This is a genomic window from Ignavibacteria bacterium (genome assembly GCA_017302895.1).
Lineage (GTDB): Bacteria > Bacteroidota > Ignavibacteria > Ignavibacteriales > Ignavibacteriaceae > UTCHB3.
This window is the reverse complement of sequence record JAFLBV010000002.1, coordinates 617,280-640,833: the sequence shown is the minus strand read 5'-3', so window position 1 is coordinate 640,833 and position 23,554 is coordinate 617,280. Positions and strand designations below refer to the sequence as shown.

Below are 23,554 nucleotides of genomic sequence, written 5' to 3'. Positions count from 1 at the left end.
AATGTTAAAAACAATTTTACTTGCGGAAGACAATCCAATGGATGTCGAATTAACTCTTGAAGCACTCAACGAACACAATCTTGCCAATCAGGTGATAGTGCTTAAAGATGGAGTTGAGGTTATGCAATACCTGAACTTTGAAGGGAAGTTCGCAAACCGGAGTCCGGAACCACCGGCAGTCCTGTTACTCGACATAAAAATGCCAAGAATGGACGGAATTGAAGTGCTGAGAGTAATCAGGACTGATCCGAGATTTAAGAAACTCCCCGTTGTTATGCTTACCTCTTCAAGGGAAGAACCCGATTTAAAAACATGTTATGAACTTGGTGTAAACGCATATGTTGTAAAGCCTGTTGATTTCAATGAGTTTGTCGATGCCGTCAAACAAATTGGAATATTCTGGGGTATTCTAAATGAATTGCCAATGAATCATATCTAAGGAACTTGATGATTAACGAAGAACGGAAAACAGTTAATATTCTTCACCTGGAAGATTCCAGGTACGATTCAGAATTGATCGCAGAACTCCTTGTGGATGCGGGTTTTGAGACCAGAATGAAGTGGGTTGCATCGAAAGAAGAATATCTGGAAGCTTTAAAAACACCGGATTTTGATCTGATACTATGTGATTTCATGCTCCCGGGTTACAACGCATTTGGGGCGCTGGAAGACATGTTGCAATGTTGTTCTCTCATTCCTTTTATTTGTGTTTCCGGTTCGATTGGCGAAGAGACAGCAGTGGAGCTGCTTAAAGCCGGGGCAACCGACTACATACTTAAAGACAGACTGGCGCGACTCCCCTCAGCGATTGACCGTGCTCTTGAACTCGGGAATGAGAAAAAGCTCAGGGTCTGGACTCAGAAGCAGCTTTCCGAAAGTGAAGAACAGTACAGAGAGCTCTACAACAATGCAGTGATGGGATTATACAGGACGAATTATAAAGGTGAGGTGTTGCTCGCCAATCAGACACTTCTGAAAATGGTCGGGTACAATTCGATAGAGGAACTTCAAGCAATCAATATTGAAGAGAGAGGATATGAAAATTTCAACGAAAGAAAAATATTTCTGGATGTGATTGAGAAGCAGGAAGAGATAAAGGGACATAAATCGAAATGGATGAGGAAGGATGGAAGTTTCATTTATGTAAGGGAGAGCGCAAGACTTATCAGAGACAAAGACGGTTCTCCACTCTACTATGACGGAATTGTTGAAGATATAACCGAACAGAAAAAAGCTGAGGATGCTCTCAGGGAAAGTCAGCAGCTCTTTCACACTCTTGCGATGGTTTCACCTGTCGGGATTTTCAGAACCGATCCCGATGGATCGACTACTTATGTAAATCCAAAATGGTCAGAACTTTCAGGCATTCCCTTTGCTGAGGCACTTGGCTATGGATGGTTAAAGGGTGTTCATCCCGAAGACAAGCAAATACTGGTTGATAACTGGAAAATGGCTTGTGAAGAAAATGTCACTTCACAGGCGCATTACAGATTTATCAAGCCGGACGGCACCATAGTCTGGGTGATGGGGAATTCCGTTCCCGAGATTGTGGTTGGCGAAACCATCGGTTATGTTGGTACAATTACAGACATTACACAGATCAAATTGTTTGAGGAAAGTCTTCTTGTTGCCAAAGAAAAAGCCGAACGGGCAAACAGTCTGAAAGATGCCTTTATTAATAATTTATCTCACGAGATTCGAACTCCGTTGAACGGCATTGTCGGGATGGCAGGGATAATTCAGGAAATTTTCGAAGAATCGGCATCACCTGAGGATCTGGTTTATTTCAATTCCTTGATAAAAAGCACTCAGAGATTGATAAATACAGTTGAAATGATGCTCCTCATGTCGCAGTTGCAGACCGGGGATCACGAAATGAAATCTGAGCACACCGGCCTGATGTCCTTATTGGAAAGAGTTGTAAACGATAATAAAGAAGAGGTTGAACGGAAGAATCTTAAATTATCGGTTGTTAAAGAAACGGATGATGATTCAGTCTTTGTAGATGCTGCTGATGCCAAGAACATTCTTTTCTTTCTCGTCGAGAATGCCATTAAGTTTACACGAGAAGGCGGAGTCACAATTTCCCTGTCAGATGGTGAGAGTGGAGGAGTGAATGTTTCCGTCCGGGATAGCGGGACTGGAATATCTGATGATTTCCTGCCCAATCTTTTCGAACCTTTCGTCCAGCAGGAGACAGGGTACAGCCGCCCGTTCGAGGGACTTGGGTTGGGATTGCCAATTGTAAAAAAACTTGTTGACCTTAATAAATGTAAAATTGATGTGGAATCGGAACCCGGGAAAGGATCGACTTTCACTGTTTGGTTCCCAAAGGACCGTTGATTTTTTGACATTTTCCTGAAAAATACTTAACTTTCGGTTTCCATTAAATTTATTAAAGATTCAACGGATCTGATGCACCGAACCGTCAATGTGCTGTTTTATGTTTCCAAACCCGTTTTTAATTTGTTCGAGGTTGAGGAATTCCCTCATTTTGATAAAAGTAATTCCTCGTTTCTTCGTCGGAATCTTTTAATAAATCAGTTCGAGGTGGTCAGTGCTCTCGACTTCCCGGTCAAAATAACAGCACTTTTTCATCAATTTGACATAAGCGCCGAGGGTCTGGATGAATTGCAGCGGTTTGAACACCTTGAGATTGTCTTCTACGAAGAGGGGAATCAGGTTCAGATTATCAGGGAGATTTTAGAGGATTCAGCAGAGGCACAGGATCTCATTGTTGCCGTAAATCCTCTTGTGATGGGACTTAAACCGCAGGATTATGTCGAGATGGTAAAGCAGGTCGAGCTGGAGGATGAAACTACTTTTCTGATCCGGTCACAAAACGGTTATTTATCCGCTGTCGCTTTCAATTACATGGAATTGAAACAATCTGATCTTCTATTGAATATTCTCAATCCTTACGATAAACTATTGCAACATATTTTAATGCTTAACTCAAGACCAATTACCGGTGGTATTTCAGGCACCGTCGTCAAATCGACAAAAGACTTTAAACTTTTGTATGAATATCTATCTGCAAAAGAAAGCATCCCCGCATGCAGTTTCCTGATGCATGACAGATTTACTGAACTTTTTGTAGAATATAAAGAGTTACTTTAGTGGCTGTTGGTCTCTTCGGCGGCACATTTAATCCCGTGCACTTTGGACATCTCATCACTTCACAAAGAGTGAAGGAGTTGAGAAATCTCGACAAAATAATTCTGATGCCTTGTAACATTTCACCGTTCAAGACAAGAAAACCGGATATTCTGGATGGTGAAAAGAGGATTAAAATGCTCGAGCTCGCCATTGGTGAGAATCCCTCCTACGAAATAAGTGATTACGAGTTGAAAAAAGGGGGAGTGTCCTACACTTACGATACTATAATGCACTTGAAAAAAAGCTACCCGGATATTGAATTAATCATCGGTTTCGACAACATTCTGGATTTTCACAAATGGTACAAGCCCGAAGAGATCGTAAAGGAAGCAAAACTGATTGTTCTCACTCGAAAGACTGATAACAGGGAAATGGAAAATAAAAACAGATTTTTTAGTGAAGCCATCTTTGTGGATTCACCAATGATTGAAATCAGTTCTACCGGGATCAGAGACAGAATAAGAGAGAGTCTTCCGATAGATTTTCTTGTGCCTCGACTTGTTGTTGAATACATTAAAAAAGAAAAACTGTACCTTGAATGACAGAAATTGAAATCACCAAAATCCTCGAAAAAGATAAAAGAAGCATTGCTCGGGCAATCACCCGTGTTGAATCAGAGCGTGAAGGTTACGCCGGACTTCTTGAAGAACTCCACCGGCATACCGGAAGAGCCTACAAAGTAGGAATTACAGGACCTCCGGGGGCAGGCAAAAGCACCTTAACACTGCAACTGGTTAAACTTCTTCGGAAGCAGGGGATTACTGTCGCTGTGATCGCAGTTGATCCTACGAGTCCTTTTACGGGCGGTGCCCTGCTGGGTGACAGAGTCCGAATGACCGAAATCGGAAATTTGGATGGTGTTTTTATACGAAGTATGGCTACGAGGGGAAGTCTTGGCGGGCTAAGCCGGAAAACGGTTGATGCTTCTGATGTGCTGGATGCTGCCGGATATGAAGTTATCATTTATGAAACTGTTGGAGTGGGGCAATCGGAACTGGATATTGCAAAAGCTGCAGATACCACAATAGTGGTTTTGGTTCCCGAATCCGGGGATACAGTTCAGGCGATGAAAGCGGGACTGATGGAGATAGCTGACTTCTTTGTTCTGAACAAAGGTGACCGTCCCGGAGCCGAGCAGGCAGTAGCCTCAATAAAAACCATGCTCCAGTTTCGCGACCATGACGAAACTAGCTGGATGCCTGCAGTTATAAAAACTTCGGCAAATGAAAACAAAGGAATTGACGAAGTTGCTCTCGAGATTGAAAGACACAAAGAATATCTTGTTTCCACCGGGAAATTGATGCTACGGAGAAAAGAGAGGGAAAAAAACCGGTTGGAGGAGATCGTTGAGAGTGAAATACTTGGAGAGCTATGGTCCTCGGGAGGGACTCAGTTTCTTCATGATTCGATACAAGGTGTTTTGGAAAAGCAAATTTCACCATATACTCTCTCAAAGAAAATCATCGAGAAGTATAAAGAATTTTTAAAAGAAAGGCAGCAGTGATGGATACAAATACGGGATCAAACAGTTTTCTTCTCGACTTCACAGAGGAACAAAGAGCAATTCAGGCGGCTGTCAGGGATCTGGCGATTAATTCAATGAAACCGGTAGTAATGGAGTATGATGAATCTCAAGCCTTTCCGTTTGAGATAGTGAAGGAACTTGCCGGGATGGGCTGCATGGGAATTCTTGTTCCCGAAGAGTATGGCGGCTCAGGTTTGGGTTATACAGAGTATGCACTTATAATAGAGGAGCTTGCAAAAGTGGATCCGTCTGTTGCGCTTACAGTAGCTGCACACAATGGTTTGTGTACAAATCACATTCTCATGCACGGAAATGAAGATCAAAAACGGAAGTATCTGCCAAAACTTGCATCAGGAGAGTTTATTGGTGCATGGGGGCTTACAGAACCCGTTTCAGGAAGTGATGCTGCTTCAATGCTTACTACCGCAGTAAAAGATGGCAACGAGTGGGTTCTGAACGGCAGTAAAACCTTTATCACACATGGTGGTGTGGGTCATGTCGCTGTAATTATGGCTGTTACGGACAAATCCAAACACTCGAGAGGTATTTCAGCTTTCATCGTTGAAAAAAGCACCTCCGGATTTATCGTCAGCAAGAAAGAGAACAAACTTGGCATGAGATCGAGCGACACCTGCCAGTTGACTTTCGATAATTGTAGAGTACCGGCTGAAAATCTCATTGGTATCGAAGGCGAAGGATTTAAACAGGCAATGAAAATTCTTGAGGGTGGAAGAATCTCGATAGCAGCTCTGAGTGTTGGACTCGCAGAGGGTGCACTTCAGGAGTCATTAAAATATTCGGGCGAGAGGCACCAGTTCGGTAAGCCTATAAACGCCTTTCAAGGGATACAATTCAAATTTGCCGACATGGCAACTGAAATTGAAGCAGCAAGGTTAATGACTTTCAAAGCCGCTACCATAAAGGATTCCGGAAAACCACTCGGAAATATTGCCGCGATGGCAAAGCTCTTTGCGAGTGAAGTGGCAGAGAGATGTTCCAATCAGGCAGTACAAATTTTTGGCGGTTACGGATTTATTAAGGATTTCCCCGTTGAGAAATTCTACAGGGATGTAAAACTCCTTACCATAGGTGAGGGTACATCTGAAGTGCAAAGAATTGTAATTTCACGCAACCTTCTTGGTGATTAGCAGATGAAAAAAATTGGAAAGCCCCTTTCGGAAGAAACTTCCTTTCTTGTAAGGGAAGATGCGTACAAACAGGTTGTCAGAAAACTTGAAAATGAGCGAAAAATAACTCACAAAGGTGGTGGTGAGAAAGCTCTTCAAAAAATGAGAGAAAAGGGAAAGATGCCTGCCAGAGAGCGAATATCCCGATTGATTGATCAGGGCACTTCTTTCATGGAACTGAATACTTTCGCCGCATATGGAATGTATGAAGAGTGGGGCGGGGCACCAAGTTCAGGTACGGTTTTCGGTATCGGCAAAATTCATGGGAGGGACTGTGTGATAGTTGCCAATGATTCCACTGTAAAGGCAGGAGCCTGGTTCCCCGTCACATGTAAAAAGAATCTCCGCGCACAGGAGATTTCGATAGAAAACAGACTCCCGATAATTTATCTGGTCGACAGTGCTGGAGTATTTCTCCCTCTGCAGGACGAAATTTTCCCTGACAAAGAGCATTTTGGAAGAATTTTTAGAAATAATGCCAAAATGTCTGCGATGGGAATCCCCCAAATAGCTGCAATAATGGGACCATGCGTAGCGGGTGGTGCGTATCTTCCCATAATGAGTGATGAGGCGTTGATAGTGAAAGGTGAGGGATCGGTTTTTCTGGCGGGGTCACACCTCGTTAAAGCCGCAATTGGTGAAGTTATAGATAATGAAAGTCTCGGTGGTGCGGTTGTTCAATCAAATATCTCCGGTGTAACCGATTATGTGATGGAGAACGATGAAGAATGTATCGATCAGATCCGAAGCCTCATAGAGAAATTTGCTGACTCAAAGAAGGCGGGTTTCTCGAGAGTTCGTTCATCTCCACCCGCTTTTAGTGAAAATGAGATTTACGGGATTCTTCCTGATGACCCTATTAAGCAATATGACACTTACGAGTTGCTCGCGAGGATTGTGGACAATTCTGAGATCGATGAGTATAAAGCCGGCTACGGAAAAACGATAATCACCACTTACGCCCGTATCGACGGTTGGGCTGTTGGGATTGTAGCAAACCAACGGTCTGTGGTGAAATCGGCAAAAGGGGAGATGCAGGTCGGAGGTGTTATCTACTCTGACAGTGCCGATAAAGCCACGAGGTTTATCTTAAACTGCAATCAGAGGAAAATTCCACTTCTCTTCCTTCAGGATGTTACCGGTTTCATGGTTGGGAGCAAAGCCGAGCACGGGGGAATTATAAAAGACGGTGCCAAAATGGTAAATGCGGTTGCTAACAGTGTTGTCCCAAAGATCACCATAATCACCGGAAACAGTTACGGTGCCGGTAACTATGCAATGTGCGGGAAGGCTTATGATCCGAGATTTATCTTTGCGTGGCCTGCTGCAAAAATCAGCGTGATGGGCGGAAGTCAGGCTGCCAATGTGCTTCTGGATATTAAGATCAAGCAACTGCAAAAAAAAGGGAAAGAGCTCAGCGAGGAAGAAAAACTCAGAATGCACGATGAGATAAGGGATTCTTACGACAGCAAATCTTCTCCTCTTTATGCGGCTGCCAGGCTATGGATTGATGAAGTTATTGATCCTGCAAGAACGAGAGAATATATTTCCCGGTGTTTGGAAGCAGCGAATAACAATCCCGATATTGAGGAATTCAAGGTGGGAGTTATACAGGTTTAATTCAATGGATCTCAGCCTTCAGCCTTCAACCATCTTTGATTGGTTTTCAGCCTTCAACCATCTTTGATTGGTTTTAGCCTTCGGTAACAGACCACTTCGAGATTAAGTTAGGAGAAGGTCTGACAGGTCGCATTGTTTTGAGATCAATGGGACACCATAGAGAAAGGGCGTCAACGAAAACCCTCGAATCTGATTGTCTGTAAATCCTGGTGTATCTTTCGAAGAGGTATTTCCTGGTTTTTCCAACCCATGTTTTGACTACGACTGTATCGCCAAGTCTTGCAGAATACTTGTAATCAATTTCATGCCGGGCGATTACGAAAGCTATCGATTCCTTGAGTTGAGGTTCCGCACAAGTGTTCCAGTGCGTGACGGCAGCTTCCTGAATCCAGTTGACATAAATAAGATTGTTTACATGGTTAAGGAGATCAATATGTTCGGGAGTGACGGGGATAATTAATTCAAAGGGTTTCAGAGAAGAAAAGTCGTTTTCCATAAAAGAATCAGAGCTTATATCCTCTTAAAAACTCATCGGCCTTCATTCGCTTTTTGCCTTCAGGCTGAATTTCTAAAATTTCGAGAGCACCTTGCCCTGTACCAACAAAAATCTGATGTTTTGTGGTTGTAAACTGACCGGGTGAAAGTGTCATATCTGCCGGTGAAGTCCTGAACACCTTGAAATGTTTCCCGTCATGTATAAAAAAAGCACCGGGTGATGGGGAGAGTCCTCTGACAAGATTGTGAATATTTATTGCAGAATTGTTAAAATCTATTTGGCATGTCTCCTTGGTGATTTTTGGTGCGGGAGTTGCAAGTTCATCGTTTTGCGGGAGCAGGGTGTAATTTCCGGACTCAATCATTTCAACAGTTTCAAGCACCATTTCAGCACCAGTGGCGGACATTTTTTCATAGAGTGATCCGAAGTTGTCTTCAGGTTCTATCACCACACTTTTCATCAGGTAAATATTTCCGGTATCAACCTTGTCAGCGAGGGCGAAAGTTGTTAGCCCTGTTACCTCATCACCATTTATTATTGCCCATTGAATCGGGGCAGCACCTCTGTATTTTGGGAGCAGCGATCCGTGCAGATTGAAACTTCCATATTTTGGCATTGAGAAGATTGAGCGGGGGAGAATTTTGAATGCCACCACTATAAACAGGTCGGCATTTAGAGCCCGAAGGTCGCTAAAAAACTCCTCTGATTTCAGTGATTCTGGTTGAAGGACAGGAATTGAATTTTGGAGTGCGAATTCCTTGACGGGTGAAGGAAGTATCTTTTTACCCCTTCCTTGTTCCTTATCCGTTACTGTAACTACTGCAACAATGTTTTTCCCTGACTCCTGAAGTTTTTCAAGACACCTTACGGCAATGGAAGGGGTTCCGAAAAAGACAATTCGCATCAGTCGCGTTCCCGTGGTGTAACGGGGTATTCAACTTCAATTTTTCTGTTCTTGATCCTGATTAATTCCTTTTTTAGCCTTTTCTGCTCGGTTTCATCGATGCAATCGGTGAAGTAGATGCCGTTAAGATGGTCATACTCGTGTTGGATCACTCTGCATAAAAATCCGTCAACTTCCATTACCTGATCGTTAAAATCGAGGTCCTTGTATGAAATTGTTACTTTTTCGGGTCGAATAACATCGGCTCTAACATCAGGAATTGAGAGGCAGCCTTCCTCGTAGGAGCAGGTTTTCTCGGATCTGTCGATGATTTTCGGATTAATGAAGACTCTCGGTTTTTCATCCGGGAATTCCTTCATCACTGAAATATCCACAACAAAAACAGATTTGTTGGAGCCTACCTGATTTGCTGCCAGACCAACGCCGTATGCATTATGCATAGTTTCGAACATGTCTTTTACAAATTTTACAAGTTCAGGATCAATTTTTTGGACGGGGACAGCTTTTTTTCTTAAAATCTTATCGCCGTACTGGTTTACAGGAATTAATGTCATTTCTTTTTATTCAATAATGCAAATGTTTGTTTACTGATCAGTGAGTTATTGAATGCTCCAGTTGTTGCCTGAAGTATTCGATTGTTTTCAGGATGCCTGATTTTCGATCGACTTTCGGACTCCAGCCCAAAATTTTCAATGCACGGGAAATATCAGGCTGTCGCACTTTTGGATCGTCTTCCGGTAAATCCATATACATCAACACAGAATTTGAGTCAGTTAGTTCAATTATCTCCTCTGCAAAATCCTTTATTGTGATTTCATCGGGATTTCCAAGATTTACAGGACCGGTTTCTTCGGAGAGTAACAGTTTAATCAGTCCGTCAACAAGATCGTCTATGTAACAGAAACTGCGGGTTTGTGATCCGTCTCCGAAAACTGTCAACGGCTCCCCAGTAAGCGCCTGCTGGATGAACTCCGGAAGCGCCCTGCCATCCTTTAGTCTCATCCTTGGACCATATGTATTGAATATTCTGGCTATTCTTGTCCTTACTGAATGATATCTGTTATAAGCCATCGTGAGTGATTCGGCAAATCTTTTTGCTTCATCATAGACACCTCTTGGACCGACAGAGTTTACATTTCCCCAATAATCTTCAGATTGAGGATGGACGAGGGGATCACCATAAACTTCTGAAGTGGAGGCAAGCAGAAACACTGCATTTTTCTCCTTGGCGAGACCAAGTGCCTTGTGAGTTCCTAGTGAACCCACTTTCAGAGTCTGAATAGGGAACTGCAGATAATCCAAGGGTGAAGCAGGAGAAGCAAAATGAAGAATATAATCGACATTGCCCGGCACATGAATAAAGTTTGTAACATCGTGTTTGATGAAAGAAAAACCGTCATTGCCAAAGAGATGTCCGACATTATTTATGTTACCTGTGATCAGATTGTCCAGGCAGATAACCTTCATGTCCAGACTTAAGAGCTTTTCGCATAAGAAAGAACCTATGAACCCGGCACCACCCGTAACAACCGCTGTTTTTCTCATTCAACAGCCTTCAAAATAGTTTTTCTGCCAATCGAGAAATAGTTGAAGTTCTCTTTTTGCATCTCTTTGAGTTCGAAAATATTTCTGCCGTCAAAAATTGTGTGATTCGCGAGATTTTCTTTCAGAATTGTAAATTTAGGCCGCTTAAATTCTGCCCATTCTGTAAAGATTACGAGTGCATCTGCACCTTTGAGAGCTTCATACTTGTCGGAAGCATATACTATACTGTTGCCAAGATAGAACTTTGCATTCTCAGAAGCTACAGGATCGTAAGCAGTAACTGCAGCTCCTTCGTTGAGGAGGAGTCTGATTACGGTTACAGAGGGGGCTTCCCGCATGTCATCTGTGTCGGGTTTGAATGCCAGTCCCCAGACAGCGAGTTTTTTGTTTTTTAGGTCACCTTTGAAGTGCTTCTTTATTTTGTTGAAGAAGTGAAGTCTTTGAGTCTTGTTAATTTTATCAACTTCAGTGAGGATTGACAGTTTTGCTCCAAAATCCTCTGAAGTCTTTATCAGCGCATTCACATCTTTTGGGAAACAGGAACCGCCATAACCGATGCCTGCGAGAAGGAATTTTTTTCCTATTCTGCCGTCAGCACCCATTCCCATTCTAATCAGGTCGATGTTTGCATCAGCTTTTTCGCAGAACCTTGCGAGATCGTTCATAAATGTAATTTTTGTGGCGAGAAAGCCGTTTGAAGCGTACTTCGTAACTTCCGCGCTTCTGATATCCATTTCGATTAACGGATTATCCTGATTTACGAACGGTTCATAGAGTTCACGCAACAGTTCGAGAGCCCTGGGAGAATCTGAACCCACTACTACACGATCGGGTTTCATAAAGTCTTCGACAGCAAATCCTTCACGAAGGAATTCAGGATTAGAAGCAACATCGAAATTTTTTATTTTCTTTTCGGTGAGGATGCTTTTAATCTTTTCACCTGTCCCGACCGGGGCGGTTGATTTGTTGATAATCAATTTGTAATCGTTGTTTCCCTGCAGTATATCACCGATTCGAATGGTTATATTCATTACATGGGTAAGATCGGCAGAACCATCCTCGTCCTGTGGAGTCGGAAGGCAGAGAAAAATAATATCGGAGGCGCGAACTGCGGAAGGCAGGTCATCTGTGAAGGAAAGTCTTCCGTTGATAAAATTCCGCTCATAAACAACTTCGAGACCGGGCTCGTAGATGGTAATTTTGTGGTTGTTTAGTTTTTCAAGTTTTTTCTGGTCATTGTCAATGCAGATAACATTGTTTCCCACTTCTGCAAAGCATGTTCCTGTAACCAGACCTACATATCCTGTTCCGATAACTGCAATATTCATATGGTTCTTTACACAAAATAATTAAGATTTTCAATACAAATATAAATCAGGCGGATGAAATATGTTGAGAATAAGAACGGAATGCAAAAAGTTGAGTAAATTTGGTATCAGGTTAATTTTTTTTTATAGAGACTTAATGCCCGAAATATTGTTTTTTCTACCTTTCTTCCTGCTCTTTCACAGTTATGTTTTGTATCCTGTTTTGGTGTGGGCATTTGCAACTTCCACAAGGAATCGGAAGTCAAAATCTGCATCAGATATTAACGATTTGCATCGTCAGCATCCTTTGCAACCGGATGAAGACCGACCGCTGATTTCGGTACTGATAGCTGCATATAATGAAGAAAAAGTGATCGCCAGAACTCTTGCCTGCCTGCTTAATTCGAAGATAACGGCAGGAACTTTTGAAATTATAGTGGGCAGCGACAACTCGAAAGATAAAACAGGAGATATTGTTACAGCGATTTCAGCAGAACATCCCAATGTAAAATTCTTTCATTCAGGTAAACGGCGTGGAAAAACAGGGATTCTTAACTGGATTTACCAGGAAGCCAAAGGTGATATCCTCGTTTTTTGCGATTCAAATATGATGTTCGATGAGAATGCTTTGCAAAGACTTGCGGAGAATTTTTATGACAGGCGTGTCGGGGGTGTATCGGGAGAAATTCATCTTCAAGAGAGCGTTTCCGGGAATCAGGAGGGGAGTTACTGGAGTTTTGAATCGTGGTTGAAGGCACAAGAGGGTATTTTGGGAAAACTGATTGGAGCAAATGGAGGAATTTATGCCATCAGAAGAGAACTTTATTTCGAGTATCCCGAAGGTCTGCCTTTAAATGATGATTTTGTTACCTGTATGAAGGTACTCGCGAAGGGTCATAAATTCAATTACGACAAAAGTGCTTTCGCACTCGAGGAGCCTTCCCCATCGAATGAGGATGAGTTTAAGAGAAAAAAACGGATACAGATAAGCAATTTGGGCAGCTTGCGTTTCCTCTCGGAATTCTGGTTTCCTTTCGGAAATGTCGCAGCTTTTTTCCTCTGGTCTCATAAAATACTCAGATGGATGACCCCGTTTTTGCTGATCATCATGTTCGCCGGGGTTGTATTGAGCTCTGTGTTTTGGAATTTTTATTCAATCATCCTTGTGGCCATTCTCTCCAGTTTGGTGATGGCATTTCTTGGTTTTGTTCTTGGCAGGTTGGGAATTAAGTCGTCCCCGTTTCTATTGTTTTACTATTTTTACGGAACAATCACTGCATTTCTGTTCGGTACATTTGCCTATTTTACGATGCAAAAAACATCGACATGGGAGCCGACGAGAAGGAGTTAGTTATTAGTTTTGAATTATTAGTTATGAGTTTTTATAGTTAATGGTTAGAAATTTTCTAATTAGAAGGATACATTTATGACGGAGAAAGTAATTGTAATTGTTGGAATGGGAGGCGGTATCGCCTTTGGTGTCGCAAGGAAATTCGGCAAGGAAAATTTTATTGTTGCGATGGTCGGCAGAAATGGTAAAAAACTTCGTGAATACAAAGATATGCTCGAAGCTGATGGTATCAAATCTGAATTCTACATAGGAAATGCTGCTGACGAATTCTCATTAAAAGATGCACTCAAAAGAATTGAGGAGGAATTGGGGACACCCGATGTTCTCTTGTACAATGTTGCCAACATAAAGGGTGTGAATATTTTGGATGATACAACAGAGGGAATGATTCATGATTTTAAAATGAATGTAATCGGAGCTGTTATTTCTGCAAAAGAAGTGATCCCCGGGATGAAAAAGAGGGGAACCGGTTGCATCCTCTTGACCGGTGGTGGATTTGCATTGTATCCTGATCCGAACTACGCCTCTTTGGGAATTGGTAAAGCCGGCATCCGAAATCTTGCACTCTCTCTTTCAAAAGCTGTCGAGGGGTCAGGAATAATTGTCGGTACTGTTACAGTCTGTGGAATCGTCGATGCTTCAAACCCGGTTCATAATCCGGCTAATATCGCTTCCAAATTTTATGATCTTTATGTCTCTGGTAAAAACGGGGCGGAAACCATTCTTTAGCTATGATCTATGAACTATGATCTATGAGCTGTCCGGGTAATTAGTTTGATTGTTTTTTTAATAAACGGGGTTTGATATGGGAATGAATAAATATTTACTGGTTGTTGCGATTGCTTTTTTATTTGCAGGTTGTGGAGGTACCAAGGATGCCAAAGATGTGGCTGTTGTAGATAAGATCACAGACGGCGACACATTTTCTGTTTTTTTCAATGAAAGAAAAGAAAAAATCAGACTGATTGGAATAGACACTCCTGAATCGAGACGAAATAAAAGAGCTGAAAAACAAAGTGATGAAGAAAACCTTGATCAGGAGACAATTGTTGCGATGGGGAAAAAGGCCAAGGAATTTATGGCTTCTCTGATCAAAAAAGGCGACAAGGTCCGGCTGGAGTTCGATGCACAAGAGAGGGATAAATACGGCAGATTTCTTTGCTATGTATATCTCGAGGACGGAACAATGTTGAACGAAATAATCATCAGGGAGGGTTATGCTTATCCGCTAACGATTGCCCCGAATGTAAAATATGAAGAGCAGTTTCGTGAAGCGTTTAGATTCGCACGCGAAAACAGCAGGGGACTCTGGAAATAGTCTTCATTTTATTCGGAGCATGGGATTTACTCCGACTGACAAGATTAAAGGGCTGCCTGATGACAGGCAGCCCTTAAATTGTTCCCCTTGTCTCCCCAATGACCCGATCCCTTTAACCCCCGGGTACCCTTACTAAATTATTGCTAATTTTAATTTGTTACTATACTAACTTAATCAGGTTATCTACTGAATTTTGTCTCATTGAATGACAATTTTTTTTAAGTATTTCTGCTATAGCGAACCCTTGACATTCGAAGAAGAGAATCATGAAAGAATACATTAACGACAATATCAGACGAACCGAGATTCTTGCCCGCCTTATGAACAGGGAACCTCTGACATTAATCGACCTGAGTCTGGAGTATGAAGTCAGTGATACCACTATAAATCGCGACTTGAAATATTACCGTTCGGTTGGTTTGCCAATATACAGCAGAAAAAAAATCCTGTTCATTGCCGACAACCCCCAAAAAGATATTCTAACAGGATATCTTGCAGAGTATCTCGCATTTAAGCTTAACAGAAAACTACTCTATGATAAACTTCAAGCTGTAACGGGAGTTCTTCAGGAAAACTTCTTTCAGGTTCTAACTCTAGCAGCAAAAGCTGTGGATGAGAGGAGACTTTTAAGCTTTCGATATGTACGGATTACCGACAACATCGAAAACAGCTACACAGTAAAGCCTGTTGAGTTAAGATTGACAGATTTTAATTGGGCGCTTATTGCGGTGAAAGAGGGAGAGGATATCGAAAAGTTTTTCTATTTAAGCAGAATCAAAGAAATTGAGGTGCTGCCCGCTACTTTCTCTTTGGGAGCAGAAAAAGCCTCTGATACTCTCTACGATATCGAATTGCGTTTTAGTGCTGCCTGCAGAAACAGCATCTATTCAAAAATCTGGTTCCAGTCCTTTGAATTACGAGAAGACGAAAATGGTTTTATTACTCTGAAAACCAGAGGTCCGGTCAATAAGAAACTTGCGAGCTGGTGTTTGCGGTGGCAGGACCAGATTGAGATAATTGAACCCGAAAAACTTAAAATAAAAATCAGGGAAATGGTCGATTCCTTCTTCAGAACCAATTCATTTTAAGTTTTCTTAAAAAAAAGTCAAATTTTTATTCCTGATTACTTTGTGGATAATTTTAAATTGTTTATTTTAATCCATGAAAATTATAATTCTCCTACCGAATAATTACCATATCACATAATAAATATCGAGCATGATCGTGAGAAAACTCATTTTCTTTTTTCTGCTGGCTGCATTCTCTTCGGCAGCATTTGCACAAACTTACACATGGACCCTCAAACAAAGCGGGTCAAGTCTTGGGGATCCAATTACGAGTGATCCAAACAATTCCAACATAATCTTTTACGGAACAGGTGCTCAAATATATCGAAGTACCGACAGAGGCGAGACATTTTCGCCCTGGGGTACATCTATTACCGGCTCGACAAGGGTAAAGAATATTATCACTACAGCTAAAAACAATCAGGTCATGATAGCTGCAATAGAGGCGTCCACAGACAAAATTGTTAAGACAACGAATGCAGGTCAGACATGGACGGTTACACTCGATAATGCAAATTTTTCATTTTTTGGTATACCGATGACTCCCGACCCGTCTCATCCTGATACCATCTATACAATGAGCAACAATATTTTCTACAAATCATATGATTTTGGATCAACCTGGACTCAGGTTGGTACAGCTTCAGGTTTTACCACTCCTTGCGATTTAGAAGTGTTTCCGGACAGTTCGCACATAATCCTTGCGGGTGACAATACCACAGGTATCTTCCGCTCAACGAATTATGGTGTGACATGGACACAGGTTTATGTTACTTCCGGTGAGATTCCAACTATAGCAGTGGATTTAAGGAAAAAGGGGACCGCGTGGGCTACAAAATGGGGTGGTGGTGGTGGTTTTTTGAAATCGACCGATTTTGGTCTGACTTGGACAGCAATTCCTTTTTTCAACGGTTTGAGCATGTGGGGTGTTGACATTGCCCCCGAGAATTCAGATTTTATTATGACCGGCAGATACTCAGGAAGTAATATCTATGTGAGCAAAGACGGCGGACTGAACTGGATCACAACCTCACTATCAGCAAGTAATTACAGCGTAAATATTATTGACACTCTCACAATTTTCGCAGCACAGTCACCGGGAATTTACAAGGCAACGGTACCCTATGTGCCCGTCGAACTGTCATCATTTTATGCCTCGGTGATAGACAACGAAGTGTACCTGGGGTGGACGACTGCCACAGAGCTCAATAATGCAAGATTTGAAATAGAAAGAGCACTCGCATCGGACAGGAATACCTGGATCCGCGTCGGTGAGATGGAGGGACACGGAACCACCACTACCCCACGAAGATATGTCTTCAGCGATAAACCGGGTGTGACAGGGTCTTATCTTTACAGATTGAAACAAGTGGATTACGACGGAAAATTTGAGTATTCAAACACCATCGAAGTAACGACCGAGACTCCCTCAGTCTTTACGCTTTCACAAAATTATCCAAATCCATTTAATCCAACCACTAATATTGCATTCTCCATTACCGAACAGACAGACGTTACTCTCTCAATTTTCGATATCACGGGAAGAGAAGTAGCCAAAATAATAAACAACAAGACACTTCCTGCCGGAAACCATTCCGTAGAGTTTGACGCTTCAAATCTAAATTCCGGTGTGTATCTCTACACTCTGAAGGCAGGTGACAGGTCTTTAACCAAAAAACTCACATTAATCAAATAGAGAGACGGATATGAAAAAATCTATCTACTACTTCTCAGTTTTCTTCCTTGTTTGCGCAATAGTTTATGGTGGAATTCAATACAGTACAGGAATTGTTGGAATTACACGATTAAATGGTGAAGGTTGCGTTTGTCATAATCCCGTTTCCACTCAAACGGTTTTTGTCAGAATCTGGGGACCAAATCAGGTTACTCCGGGTAGTACAAACAATTATACTGTCTCACTTAAGGGTGGGCCGGCAGTTAAAGGCGGATTTAATGTCGCTGCCCGATTTGGTGTCCTTTCAACAACTGATCCCGGTGCACAAAAAATCATGACTGAACTCACACATAATGCACCCAAGGTATTTGGAAGTGCTGACTCGGTATATTGGACTTTTCAATATACTGCCCCTGCTTCTCCGGGTACAGACACAATTTATGCAGCGGGTAACAGTGTGAATGGTGACGGATCTCCAACCGATCTCGATAACTGGAATTTCTCTCCGAATTTCCCGATTCAGATTTCACAGGTCGTACCTGTTGAACTGACATCATTTTCTGCTACCCGGAAAAACAACGGTGTGGAACTGTCCTGGACAACCGCTACGGAATTAAACAACCGTGGTTTCGAGATTCAGAAAAACTTGACCGGCAAATGGGAAGTGATTGGTGAAGTGAAGGGGAACGGTACGACAACCCTGCCGAACAGCTATTCTTTTACCGATTTCAATCTTGTTCAGGGAAAAATTCAGTACCGACTGAAGCAAATTGACTTTTCAGGTGAGTTCGAATATTCAAATGTAATTGAGGTTGAAGTTGAGGCTATTAACGGATATTCGCTTAGCCAGAATTATCCCAACCCATTCAATCCTTCAACGGTGATCAGTTTCAGAATGCCGTCAGCTGGGAGTGTTTTATTGAATGTATACAATTCTCTTGGTGAGAAAGTTGCAACTTTGGTAAATGGAGTAATGCCGGCAGGTGAGCATTCAGTCAGTTTCAAAGCTGATAATCTACCGAGTGGATTATATTTCTACAAATTGCAGACAGATGGTGCTTCTCTTACAAGAAAAATGGTGCTTTCGAAGTAATATGAAGTATTTTCAGATTTCTGTAATTCTTATCTCGGTACTGTTTATCGGTTTTACGATTACTGACCCGCCGAAACATGGATCAACAGATACTGATGTAATTTCATGTACCGAGCTTAACGGGCTTGGATGTGTCTGTCACACCATCCCTCAGGATTCAACAGTTTTTACCAGGGTCGAGGGTCCACACTCACTTCGACCCGGTGAGACTGCACTTTACAGAGTATATGTCTCCGGTGGACCGGCTCTCGGTGGGGGATATAATGTTGCATCCCGTTTTGGAACACTCGGTGCTGCTGATTCATCATCCCGCTTGCTTGACAATGAACTTACTCAAATGTACCCGAAGGCGTTTCCCTCCGGTGCTCAATCAATCTGGTGGGATTTTTACTACACTGCTCCCGTCAATAAAACTCAGGATACAATTTATTCGGTCGGGTTGAGTACAAACCATGATTTCATCCCCAACGAGTATGACTTGTGGGCATTTGGTCCCAAATTTGTTGTGAATATCAGCAGAAATGTAACCAGTGTTGAGGAAAATGGAGGCATATCTTCCTTCAAACTCGATGGTAACTATCCAAATCCATTTAATCCATCCACCAAAATCTCATTTCAATTGCCGTTTGCAGCGGAGGTTTCGCTCACTGTTTACAATTCTTCGGGTGAAATCGTTGGAGCAATAAAAAATCTTCAGCGTGATTCGGGCAAGCAAAGCATTGATTTTGACGGTACAAATCTTCCAAGCGGAATTTATTTTTATAAAATCTCGGCAGCCGGAAGTGTATTATCCGGTAAAATGGTATTGCTTAAATAGTTTAAAATAAAAAAGGCTGCCATTTCTGACAGCCTTTAACATCTAACTCAATCATTCTTCATCAACAATACAAACTTGTTTTTTTAGTTCTCCTCAGGGACGGTTTTGTTTTCTCCGTCATCTCCTGATTCCTCCTTCGCTGCTTTCTTCTCTTCTTCTTCGAGCGCCTTTAGTCTTGCAAGTTCCAGAGGATGCTCAGCTTCCATAAGCTCTTCACTCATCTTGCCTGTAATGAACGCAGTGTTCAGCGGATACACTTCCGGGCTGAAGATAACATAGTAAAAATGCCATACAATGATAGAGAGTGTGGCGAGCCATGCTTCATAGTAATGGATCAAAGTCGAAACATCGAACCAGATCTTTGGTGCTTTCGCGAGGAAGAAGTCGTTGAACATAAGGAGCAAACCCGTAAGCGACATTACTACGGTACCCCAAATGAGGGCCCAGTATTCAGCTTTTTCCATATAGCTGAATCTTCTGAAAGCAGGTTTTTCTTCACTTCTGAAAGTGAGATATTTAAAGTTTACTTTCACATCATCCCAGTCATGCCATGCAGGGAGGAAATCTCTCAACAGTTTTTTACCATTTTCGTGGAAGAAAAGATACCATACATGATAGAAAGAGACAATTATCATGACTATGCCGAGGATTCTGTGTGACAGACCTCTGATTTCAAATGCATATTCACCGAGGACATATCTGATTGCTCTTACCCAGAAAGCATCGGGATAAACGAGGCCGAAGCCTGAAATTACGAGACCAATGAAAGATGTCAGAAGGAAGAAGTGCTGAATTCTCTCGTTTTTGGTCATCCTTACATAATATTTGCCTTCTTCTTTGAGCTTCTTGATTTGGTGTTTGTGTTTCTTCTTTTCCTGCAGTTTACGGAAGAGATCAAGAATATTGTGTATGAACATTATTCCGATGGTTCCGAAAATAATCAGGATATAGCTTGACTTTACGATCCAAAGAAGTATAGATTCTTCTTCCGTGTTGGTAACATGTACTTTGGCGAACTCATCATCGATCTTCGCGTTGGGGTGACATTTACCGCATGTTTTCGAAAGGTTTGCCCGGTTAATCGATGAAAGGGGATCGGAGCTTGGTCTGATATCATGATAGTGATGGCAGCTTGCACAGTTGGCTGCGGTTTTCGATCCGCCTCTTACAGCGAGACCGTGATAACTTTTGTAGTAACTGTCAGCATTAATCTGTGAAAAGCTGTATTTTTCTGCCAGTTGAACGCTTGCGTGGCAATCAGAACATAGTTTAGCGATAAACTGGCTTTTCAAACCTTCATTCAGAAATCGGTCAGTATTCTCAATCTGATGATTACCATGACAGTCAGCGCAACCCGGGGAATCGTCCTTACCTGATTTGAGTGATTTGAAATGGACGCTGGCGTTGTAATCAATTTTTTGTTTTACATGGCAGCCGGACTTGCCACATGTAGCTGCAATGTTATGTTTGTTAATTGAGGAATTTGGATCCTTTGCCGGAAGCATTGCATGTCCCGTGTGACAATCAGAACACACAGCAGCTTTTTCATTTCCGGCTTTAAGAGCTTTCCAGTGTGCAGAATTTTCGTAATGCTGAATATCGTTTTTGGTTGTTTTTGTCAGTTTCAGAACTTTTTCATTCTTCACATGACAGTTCATGCACATTTCTTTGATTTTGATCTTCGCAAACTCGGGACTTTTTACGCTTGAAATCTGGTGTTCACCGTGACAGTCAGTGCAAACTGGAGCAACATCCTTGTATTTCTGAGCAGCAAGACCATGCGCAGATGCATTGAATTCTTTCATGGCATCCTGATGGCATCTGCCGCACATAGCGTTAATATTTTCTCTTTTAACTCTGTTTTTTGTAGCATCAAGTCCTTCGGCAGTGTGGTTTCCATGGCAATCGCCACATGATGCAGCTTCAACACCATTAGCCTGGAGGTGTGCATGGACGCTCGTCTGATAGGTCTTGATAAAATCAACAAGCTTTTCGTTGTTTTTCGGGTGGAAGATGGATGCATTCATATGACAATTCATGCATTCCTGTGAGTTCCGTGAAAATCTGTTCACTGCAGCAAGGTGTTCGCCGTGGCAGCTTGTGCAGCGGGGAAATGCTGCCTGGTTTGCCTGTGCATGCAGCTCAACAGAAAATTGTGTTTTATGAACTGCGTGACACTTGTTGCAAAGTTGAGTTTCGGTAAATTTATTGAATGCAGTCTTTTTAATTTCGTGGGAACTGTTACCATGACAGGTAACGCAGTTTACTTTGTTTCCGGCTTTGTAAGCTTTAAAGTGTCCGCCGGTAGTAAACTGTTTTACACCACCCGAGGTGTGGCAAGTCATACAAAGTTCAACTCTTCCGTTAGTCATGTTGGAAGCGGGAAGTATGGCGTGTTTTGTGTGGCACGACCAGCATTCCACATTCTTTACCCCATGGATACTGCTTTTAAATGCCTTTACATCGTGGCAACCACTGCAGTCAACTTTGTAGATGTTGTTGCCTGCTCTGTGAGGCAGTTCCTCACCGTTAAAACCTGTGTGGCAATCCATACATTCCATTGAACCGTGAACCGATGCCTGGTATCTTCCTCCCTCGACAAAGAGGGATACCGGCTTCCCGTTTCGGGTTGTGCTCAACGATTCATCGCTGTGACAGGCAAGGCAGTCATCATTCGATTTTTGTGCATAAATATGAACTGTGGATATGAAAACTATTAGGAGTAAAAGAGATATTTTTTTCATGGTTCAAACGGAATTAAAGTGCATTAATTGAATTTGCATTAAATAAGCAAAAATTGTGCCATCGTCTTCCAATTGATCAAAAAAAATAACCGAAGAGAACTTAAAAGAAAGGGGGGTGCAAAAATGTCGATTAAAAGCCGGTATAAATATATAATACGGGTACGAGGTAATCTTTTATCCAAAATAAGCCGGTATCATCAGATACTGTATAATAATTCAACAGTAAAAAAATCTCATTATTTAGATTTTCAACACTTTTTTTCTCACAAATGAAAAAACAAAAAAGTCCACAATTTCCATTTAACCGGCAGTATTACTGCATTATTGGATTACTGCATTATTGGATTAAACCAGTTTCGGGACTCTCTCAATAAATGCATTCTGGGAATTAACCACAATGACATCTTCGGTAGTATCCACATAATTTCTGAACTCGCCAATACTGCGGCAGTCACAGTAACTTAAGCCGGATCTGATGCCGTATAAAAATTCTTGAACAAACTCGTCGATACTTCCTTTATATTCCACGAGCGTCTCGATTCCTTCCACAGCTTTTTTCTGCTGTCCCAGAATTTCAGAAGCGGATTTTGATGCCAGCCCTCTGAAGAGTTTGTATTTTTTACCGTCAATTGCCTTAATGATTGCTCCGGGTGACTCATCAAATCCTGCGAAAAGTCGACCAAGCATGCAGAGGTCTGCACCGAGAGCGAGTGACTTCACCACATCACCTGAATACCTGATACCACCGTCAGCCATAACGAGGCAGTGTTCCTGTTTCACACCCCTTATTTCTTCGAGAATCGAGATGAGACCTCCGCCAATTCCTGTTGCAATCGAAGTACTGCAGGCTGATCCGCCACCAATTCCCACTCGAACAACATTGATTCCAAGATCACTGAGAAAGAGGTATCCCTCCTTGCTTGCGACATTGCCGGCGACGGTTATATAGCCTGAATATGCGGAATTGTACCATTTTACGGCATTTTCCATGAGAGAGGAGAATCCGTTCGCGGTATCAAAGCAGACCCAGAACGAAAATTTTGCTTTTCTCTCTTTCAACCGGTAGTTTCTCATGATTGAGTCAAGCTCTCTCAGTCGTTCCTGATAGTCACCTGAGACACCGGTTGCAACCCCCAGATTTATATGGTCACGGCTGTTCAGTTCCGAGTCGATAACCAAATCGATAGCGTTTTTTAGCTCGATTTTCTGACTCTCGACGGGTTGAAACCGGTGGATAAGCCCGACAAGGCCAAACTGATTCATTTTCGCGGCCATGTTTCCGTTACAAACAGTATCCATAGGGGAGGCAACAATCGGGGCATCCAAGAGTGTACCGGCCACCGGAGAGACACTCAGATCCACCTCACTTCTGCTGTTGATTGTCGATTTTACTCTCGGGATAATGCTTATGTCATCAAATGTTAGATAGGTTTTGTGCATTCTGTTTGCTCCGGAAAAGCGTTTAATGATATTGTTGATTTCAGAGCGTAATTTATACATAAAATATCTTTTCTGCAAAAGATAAAATTCCTCTTTACCCAAAATTCCCATTATTTAATCTCTTAGAAAGTGAAGGAAAAACCGGTCATTCTTTCAAATAAGAATTTAAAGTCTTCTTTTTTCTTAAAAGTGAGATGTCATTCAACCGCAGGTGCCAAAACAATCTAATTTTAGGCGATTTAATTTGGCATAATTATTGCGGAACAAGTTGTTTCATATTTCATAAAGCAGATAACAATCGAATCG

Annotated in this window: 21 protein-coding genes; 14 read left to right on the top strand and 7 right to left on the bottom strand. The window is 42.0% G+C overall.

The features are described 5' to 3' along the window. The first annotated feature begins 1 nt into the window (after position 1). The 7 genes from J0L60_10380 (at position 2) to J0L60_10350 (ending at position 7,491) form a co-directional block, all read left to right on the top strand. Positions 2-439: a response regulator gene (locus J0L60_10380; GenBank protein MBN8546523.1), complete on the top strand. Its 438-nt coding sequence runs from the start codon at positions 2-4 to the stop codon at positions 437-439. A gap of 8 nt (positions 440-447) precedes the next feature. Continuing rightward, positions 448-2,343: a PAS domain S-box protein gene (locus J0L60_10375; protein MBN8546522.1), complete on the top strand. Its 1,896-nt coding sequence runs from the start codon at positions 448-450 to the stop codon at positions 2,341-2,343. Positions 2,344-2,415: 72 nt separating this feature from the next. Further along, a complete protein-coding gene (locus tag J0L60_10370) occupies positions 2,416-3,120 on the top strand; it encodes a hypothetical protein (protein MBN8546521.1) in 705 nt (234 codons plus the stop codon). Then, positions 3,120-3,701: a nicotinate-nucleotide adenylyltransferase gene (nadD, locus tag J0L60_10365; GenBank protein ID MBN8546520.1), complete on the top strand. Its 582-nt coding sequence runs from the start codon at positions 3,120-3,122 to the stop codon at positions 3,699-3,701. Before J0L60_10370 ends, nadD begins: the two co-directional genes overlap by 1 nt. Next, positions 3,698-4,663, top strand: a complete 966-nt coding sequence (meaB, locus tag J0L60_10360; protein MBN8546519.1) for a methylmalonyl Co-A mutase-associated GTPase MeaB — start codon at positions 3,698-3,700, stop codon at positions 4,661-4,663. The genes nadD and meaB overlap by 4 nt, the downstream gene beginning before the upstream one ends. Then, on the top strand, positions 4,663-5,832 hold the full coding sequence (locus J0L60_10355) for an acyl-CoA dehydrogenase (protein MBN8546518.1): 1,170 nt from the start codon (positions 4,663-4,665) through the stop codon (positions 5,830-5,832). Before meaB ends, J0L60_10355 begins: the two co-directional genes overlap by 1 nt. Positions 5,833-5,835: 3 nt before the next feature. Then, the gene (locus tag J0L60_10350; protein ID MBN8546517.1) at positions 5,836-7,491 is read left to right on the top strand and encodes an acyl-CoA carboxylase subunit beta; all 1,656 of its coding nucleotides are present in this window, start codon (positions 5,836-5,838) and stop codon (positions 7,489-7,491) included. Positions 7,492-7,564: 73 nt separating this feature from the next. Here the strand turns inward: J0L60_10350 and J0L60_10345 are convergent, their stop codons facing one another. Genes J0L60_10345 through J0L60_10325 form a run of 5 tightly spaced genes read right to left on the bottom strand, consistent with a single transcriptional unit; the run spans position 7,565 to position 11,764 of the window. After that, entirely contained in the window at positions 7,565-7,987 is a 423-nt protein-coding gene (locus J0L60_10345) for an acyl-CoA thioesterase (GenBank protein ID MBN8546516.1), read from the bottom strand. Positions 7,988-7,994: 7 nt separating this feature from the next. Further along, the gene (locus J0L60_10340; GenBank protein ID MBN8546515.1) at positions 7,995-8,891 is read right to left on the bottom strand and encodes a methionyl-tRNA formyltransferase; all 897 of its coding nucleotides are present in this window, start codon (positions 8,889-8,891) and stop codon (positions 7,995-7,997) included. After that, positions 8,891-9,445, bottom strand: coding sequence for a peptide deformylase (def, locus tag J0L60_10335; protein MBN8546514.1), 555 nt, complete (start codon positions 9,443-9,445; stop codon positions 8,891-8,893). Before def ends, J0L60_10340 begins: the two co-directional genes overlap by 1 nt. Positions 9,446-9,482: 37 nt before the next feature. Beyond that, complete coding sequence (locus J0L60_10330; protein MBN8546513.1) at positions 9,483-10,436, bottom strand: SDR family oxidoreductase; 954 nt, start codon at positions 10,434-10,436, stop codon at positions 9,483-9,485. Beyond that, positions 10,433-11,764: a UDP-glucose/GDP-mannose dehydrogenase family protein gene (locus J0L60_10325; GenBank protein MBN8546512.1), complete on the bottom strand. Its 1,332-nt coding sequence runs from the start codon at positions 11,762-11,764 to the stop codon at positions 10,433-10,435. Before J0L60_10325 ends, J0L60_10330 begins: the two co-directional genes overlap by 4 nt. Positions 11,765-11,900: 136 nt before the next feature. Between J0L60_10325 and J0L60_10320 the strand changes: the two genes are divergently transcribed. The 7 genes from J0L60_10320 to J0L60_10290 all read left to right on the top strand — a co-directional run bounded on the left by J0L60_10320 (position 11,901) and on the right by J0L60_10290 (position 19,064). Next, positions 11,901-13,094, top strand: a complete 1,194-nt coding sequence (locus J0L60_10320) for a glycosyltransferase (protein ID MBN8546511.1) — start codon at positions 11,901-11,903, stop codon at positions 13,092-13,094. Positions 13,095-13,169: 75 nt separating this feature from the next. Next, positions 13,170-13,823: an SDR family NAD(P)-dependent oxidoreductase gene (locus tag J0L60_10315; protein MBN8546510.1), complete on the top strand. Its 654-nt coding sequence runs from the start codon at positions 13,170-13,172 to the stop codon at positions 13,821-13,823. Positions 13,824-13,899: 76 nt separating this feature from the next. Beyond that, positions 13,900-14,412 (top strand): thermonuclease family protein, encoded by a 513-nt coding sequence (locus J0L60_10310; protein ID MBN8546509.1) that lies wholly within the window; start codon positions 13,900-13,902, stop codon positions 14,410-14,412. A 266-nt stretch (positions 14,413-14,678) separates the two neighbouring features. Further along, positions 14,679-15,500, top strand: a complete 822-nt coding sequence (locus J0L60_10305) for a transcriptional regulator (GenBank protein MBN8546508.1) — start codon at positions 14,679-14,681, stop codon at positions 15,498-15,500. A gap of 130 nt (positions 15,501-15,630) precedes the next feature. Continuing rightward, entirely contained in the window at positions 15,631-17,175 is a 1,545-nt protein-coding gene (locus J0L60_10300; protein MBN8546507.1) for a T9SS type A sorting domain-containing protein, read from the top strand. Between the two features lie 10 nt (positions 17,176-17,185). Beyond that, complete coding sequence (locus J0L60_10295) at positions 17,186-18,247, top strand: T9SS type A sorting domain-containing protein (protein ID MBN8546506.1); 1,062 nt, start codon at positions 17,186-17,188, stop codon at positions 18,245-18,247. A 1-nt stretch (position 18,248) separates the two neighbouring features. Beyond that, positions 18,249-19,064: a T9SS type A sorting domain-containing protein gene (locus J0L60_10290; protein ID MBN8546505.1), complete on the top strand. Its 816-nt coding sequence runs from the start codon at positions 18,249-18,251 to the stop codon at positions 19,062-19,064. Between the two features lie 83 nt (positions 19,065-19,147). Here J0L60_10290 and J0L60_10285 read toward each other — a convergent pair whose 3' ends face one another. Both J0L60_10285 and J0L60_10280 read right to left on the bottom strand, forming a co-directional pair. Continuing rightward, positions 19,148-21,808 (bottom strand): cytochrome c3 family protein, encoded by a 2,661-nt coding sequence (locus J0L60_10285; GenBank protein MBN8546504.1) that lies wholly within the window; start codon positions 21,806-21,808, stop codon positions 19,148-19,150. 345 nt (positions 21,809-22,153) lie between these two features. Further along, positions 22,154-23,248, bottom strand: coding sequence for a guanosine monophosphate reductase (locus J0L60_10280; protein MBN8546503.1), 1,095 nt, complete (start codon positions 23,246-23,248; stop codon positions 22,154-22,156). Between the last annotated feature and the right edge of the window lie 306 nt (positions 23,249-23,554).

What these genes read in the sequence shown, in the direction of transcription:
- J0L60_10325 (MBN8546512.1), bottom strand. Translation starts at nt 11,764, where the DNA reads ATGAATATTGCAGTTATCGGAACAGGATATGTAGGTCTGGTTACAGGA.
- J0L60_10305 (MBN8546508.1), top strand. Translation starts at nt 14,679, where the DNA reads ATGAAAGAATACATTAACGACAATATCAGACGAACCGAGATTCTTGCC.
- J0L60_10300 (MBN8546507.1), top strand. Translation starts at nt 15,631, where the DNA reads ATGATCGTGAGAAAACTCATTTTCTTTTTTCTGCTGGCTGCATTCTCT.
- def (MBN8546514.1), bottom strand. Translation starts at nt 9,445, where the DNA reads ATGACATTAATTCCTGTAAACCAGTACGGCGATAAGATTTTAAGAAAA.
- meaB (MBN8546519.1), top strand. Translation starts at nt 3,698, where the DNA reads ATGACAGAAATTGAAATCACCAAAATCCTCGAAAAAGATAAAAGAAGC.
- J0L60_10295 (MBN8546506.1), top strand. Translation starts at nt 17,186, where the DNA reads ATGAAAAAATCTATCTACTACTTCTCAGTTTTCTTCCTTGTTTGCGCA.
- J0L60_10285 (MBN8546504.1), bottom strand. Translation starts at nt 21,808, where the DNA reads ATGAAAAAAATATCTCTTTTACTCCTAATAGTTTTCATATCCACAGTT.
- J0L60_10380 (MBN8546523.1), top strand. Translation starts at nt 2, where the DNA reads ATGTTAAAAACAATTTTACTTGCGGAAGACAATCCAATGGATGTCGAA.
- J0L60_10290 (MBN8546505.1), top strand. Translation starts at nt 18,249, where the DNA reads ATGAAGTATTTTCAGATTTCTGTAATTCTTATCTCGGTACTGTTTATC.
- J0L60_10330 (MBN8546513.1), bottom strand. Translation starts at nt 10,436, where the DNA reads ATGAGAAAAACAGCGGTTGTTACGGGTGGTGCCGGGTTCATAGGTTCT.
- J0L60_10310 (MBN8546509.1), top strand. Translation starts at nt 13,900, where the DNA reads ATGGGAATGAATAAATATTTACTGGTTGTTGCGATTGCTTTTTTATTT.
- J0L60_10375 (MBN8546522.1), top strand. Translation starts at nt 448, where the DNA reads ATGATTAACGAAGAACGGAAAACAGTTAATATTCTTCACCTGGAAGAT.
- J0L60_10350 (MBN8546517.1), top strand. Translation starts at nt 5,836, where the DNA reads ATGAAAAAAATTGGAAAGCCCCTTTCGGAAGAAACTTCCTTTCTTGTA.
- J0L60_10345 (MBN8546516.1), bottom strand. Translation starts at nt 7,987, where the DNA reads ATGGAAAACGACTTTTCTTCTCTGAAACCCTTTGAATTAATTATCCCC.
- J0L60_10320 (MBN8546511.1), top strand. Translation starts at nt 11,901, where the DNA reads ATGCCCGAAATATTGTTTTTTCTACCTTTCTTCCTGCTCTTTCACAGT.
- J0L60_10355 (MBN8546518.1), top strand. Translation starts at nt 4,663, where the DNA reads ATGGATACAAATACGGGATCAAACAGTTTTCTTCTCGACTTCACAGAG.
- J0L60_10370 (MBN8546521.1), top strand. Translation starts at nt 2,416, where the DNA reads ATGCACCGAACCGTCAATGTGCTGTTTTATGTTTCCAAACCCGTTTTT.
- J0L60_10280 (MBN8546503.1), bottom strand. Translation starts at nt 23,248, where the DNA reads ATGCACAAAACCTATCTAACATTTGATGACATAAGCATTATCCCGAGA.
- J0L60_10340 (MBN8546515.1), bottom strand. Translation starts at nt 8,891, where the DNA reads ATGCGAATTGTCTTTTTCGGAACCCCTTCCATTGCCGTAAGGTGTCTT.
- J0L60_10315 (MBN8546510.1), top strand. Translation starts at nt 13,170, where the DNA reads ATGACGGAGAAAGTAATTGTAATTGTTGGAATGGGAGGCGGTATCGCC.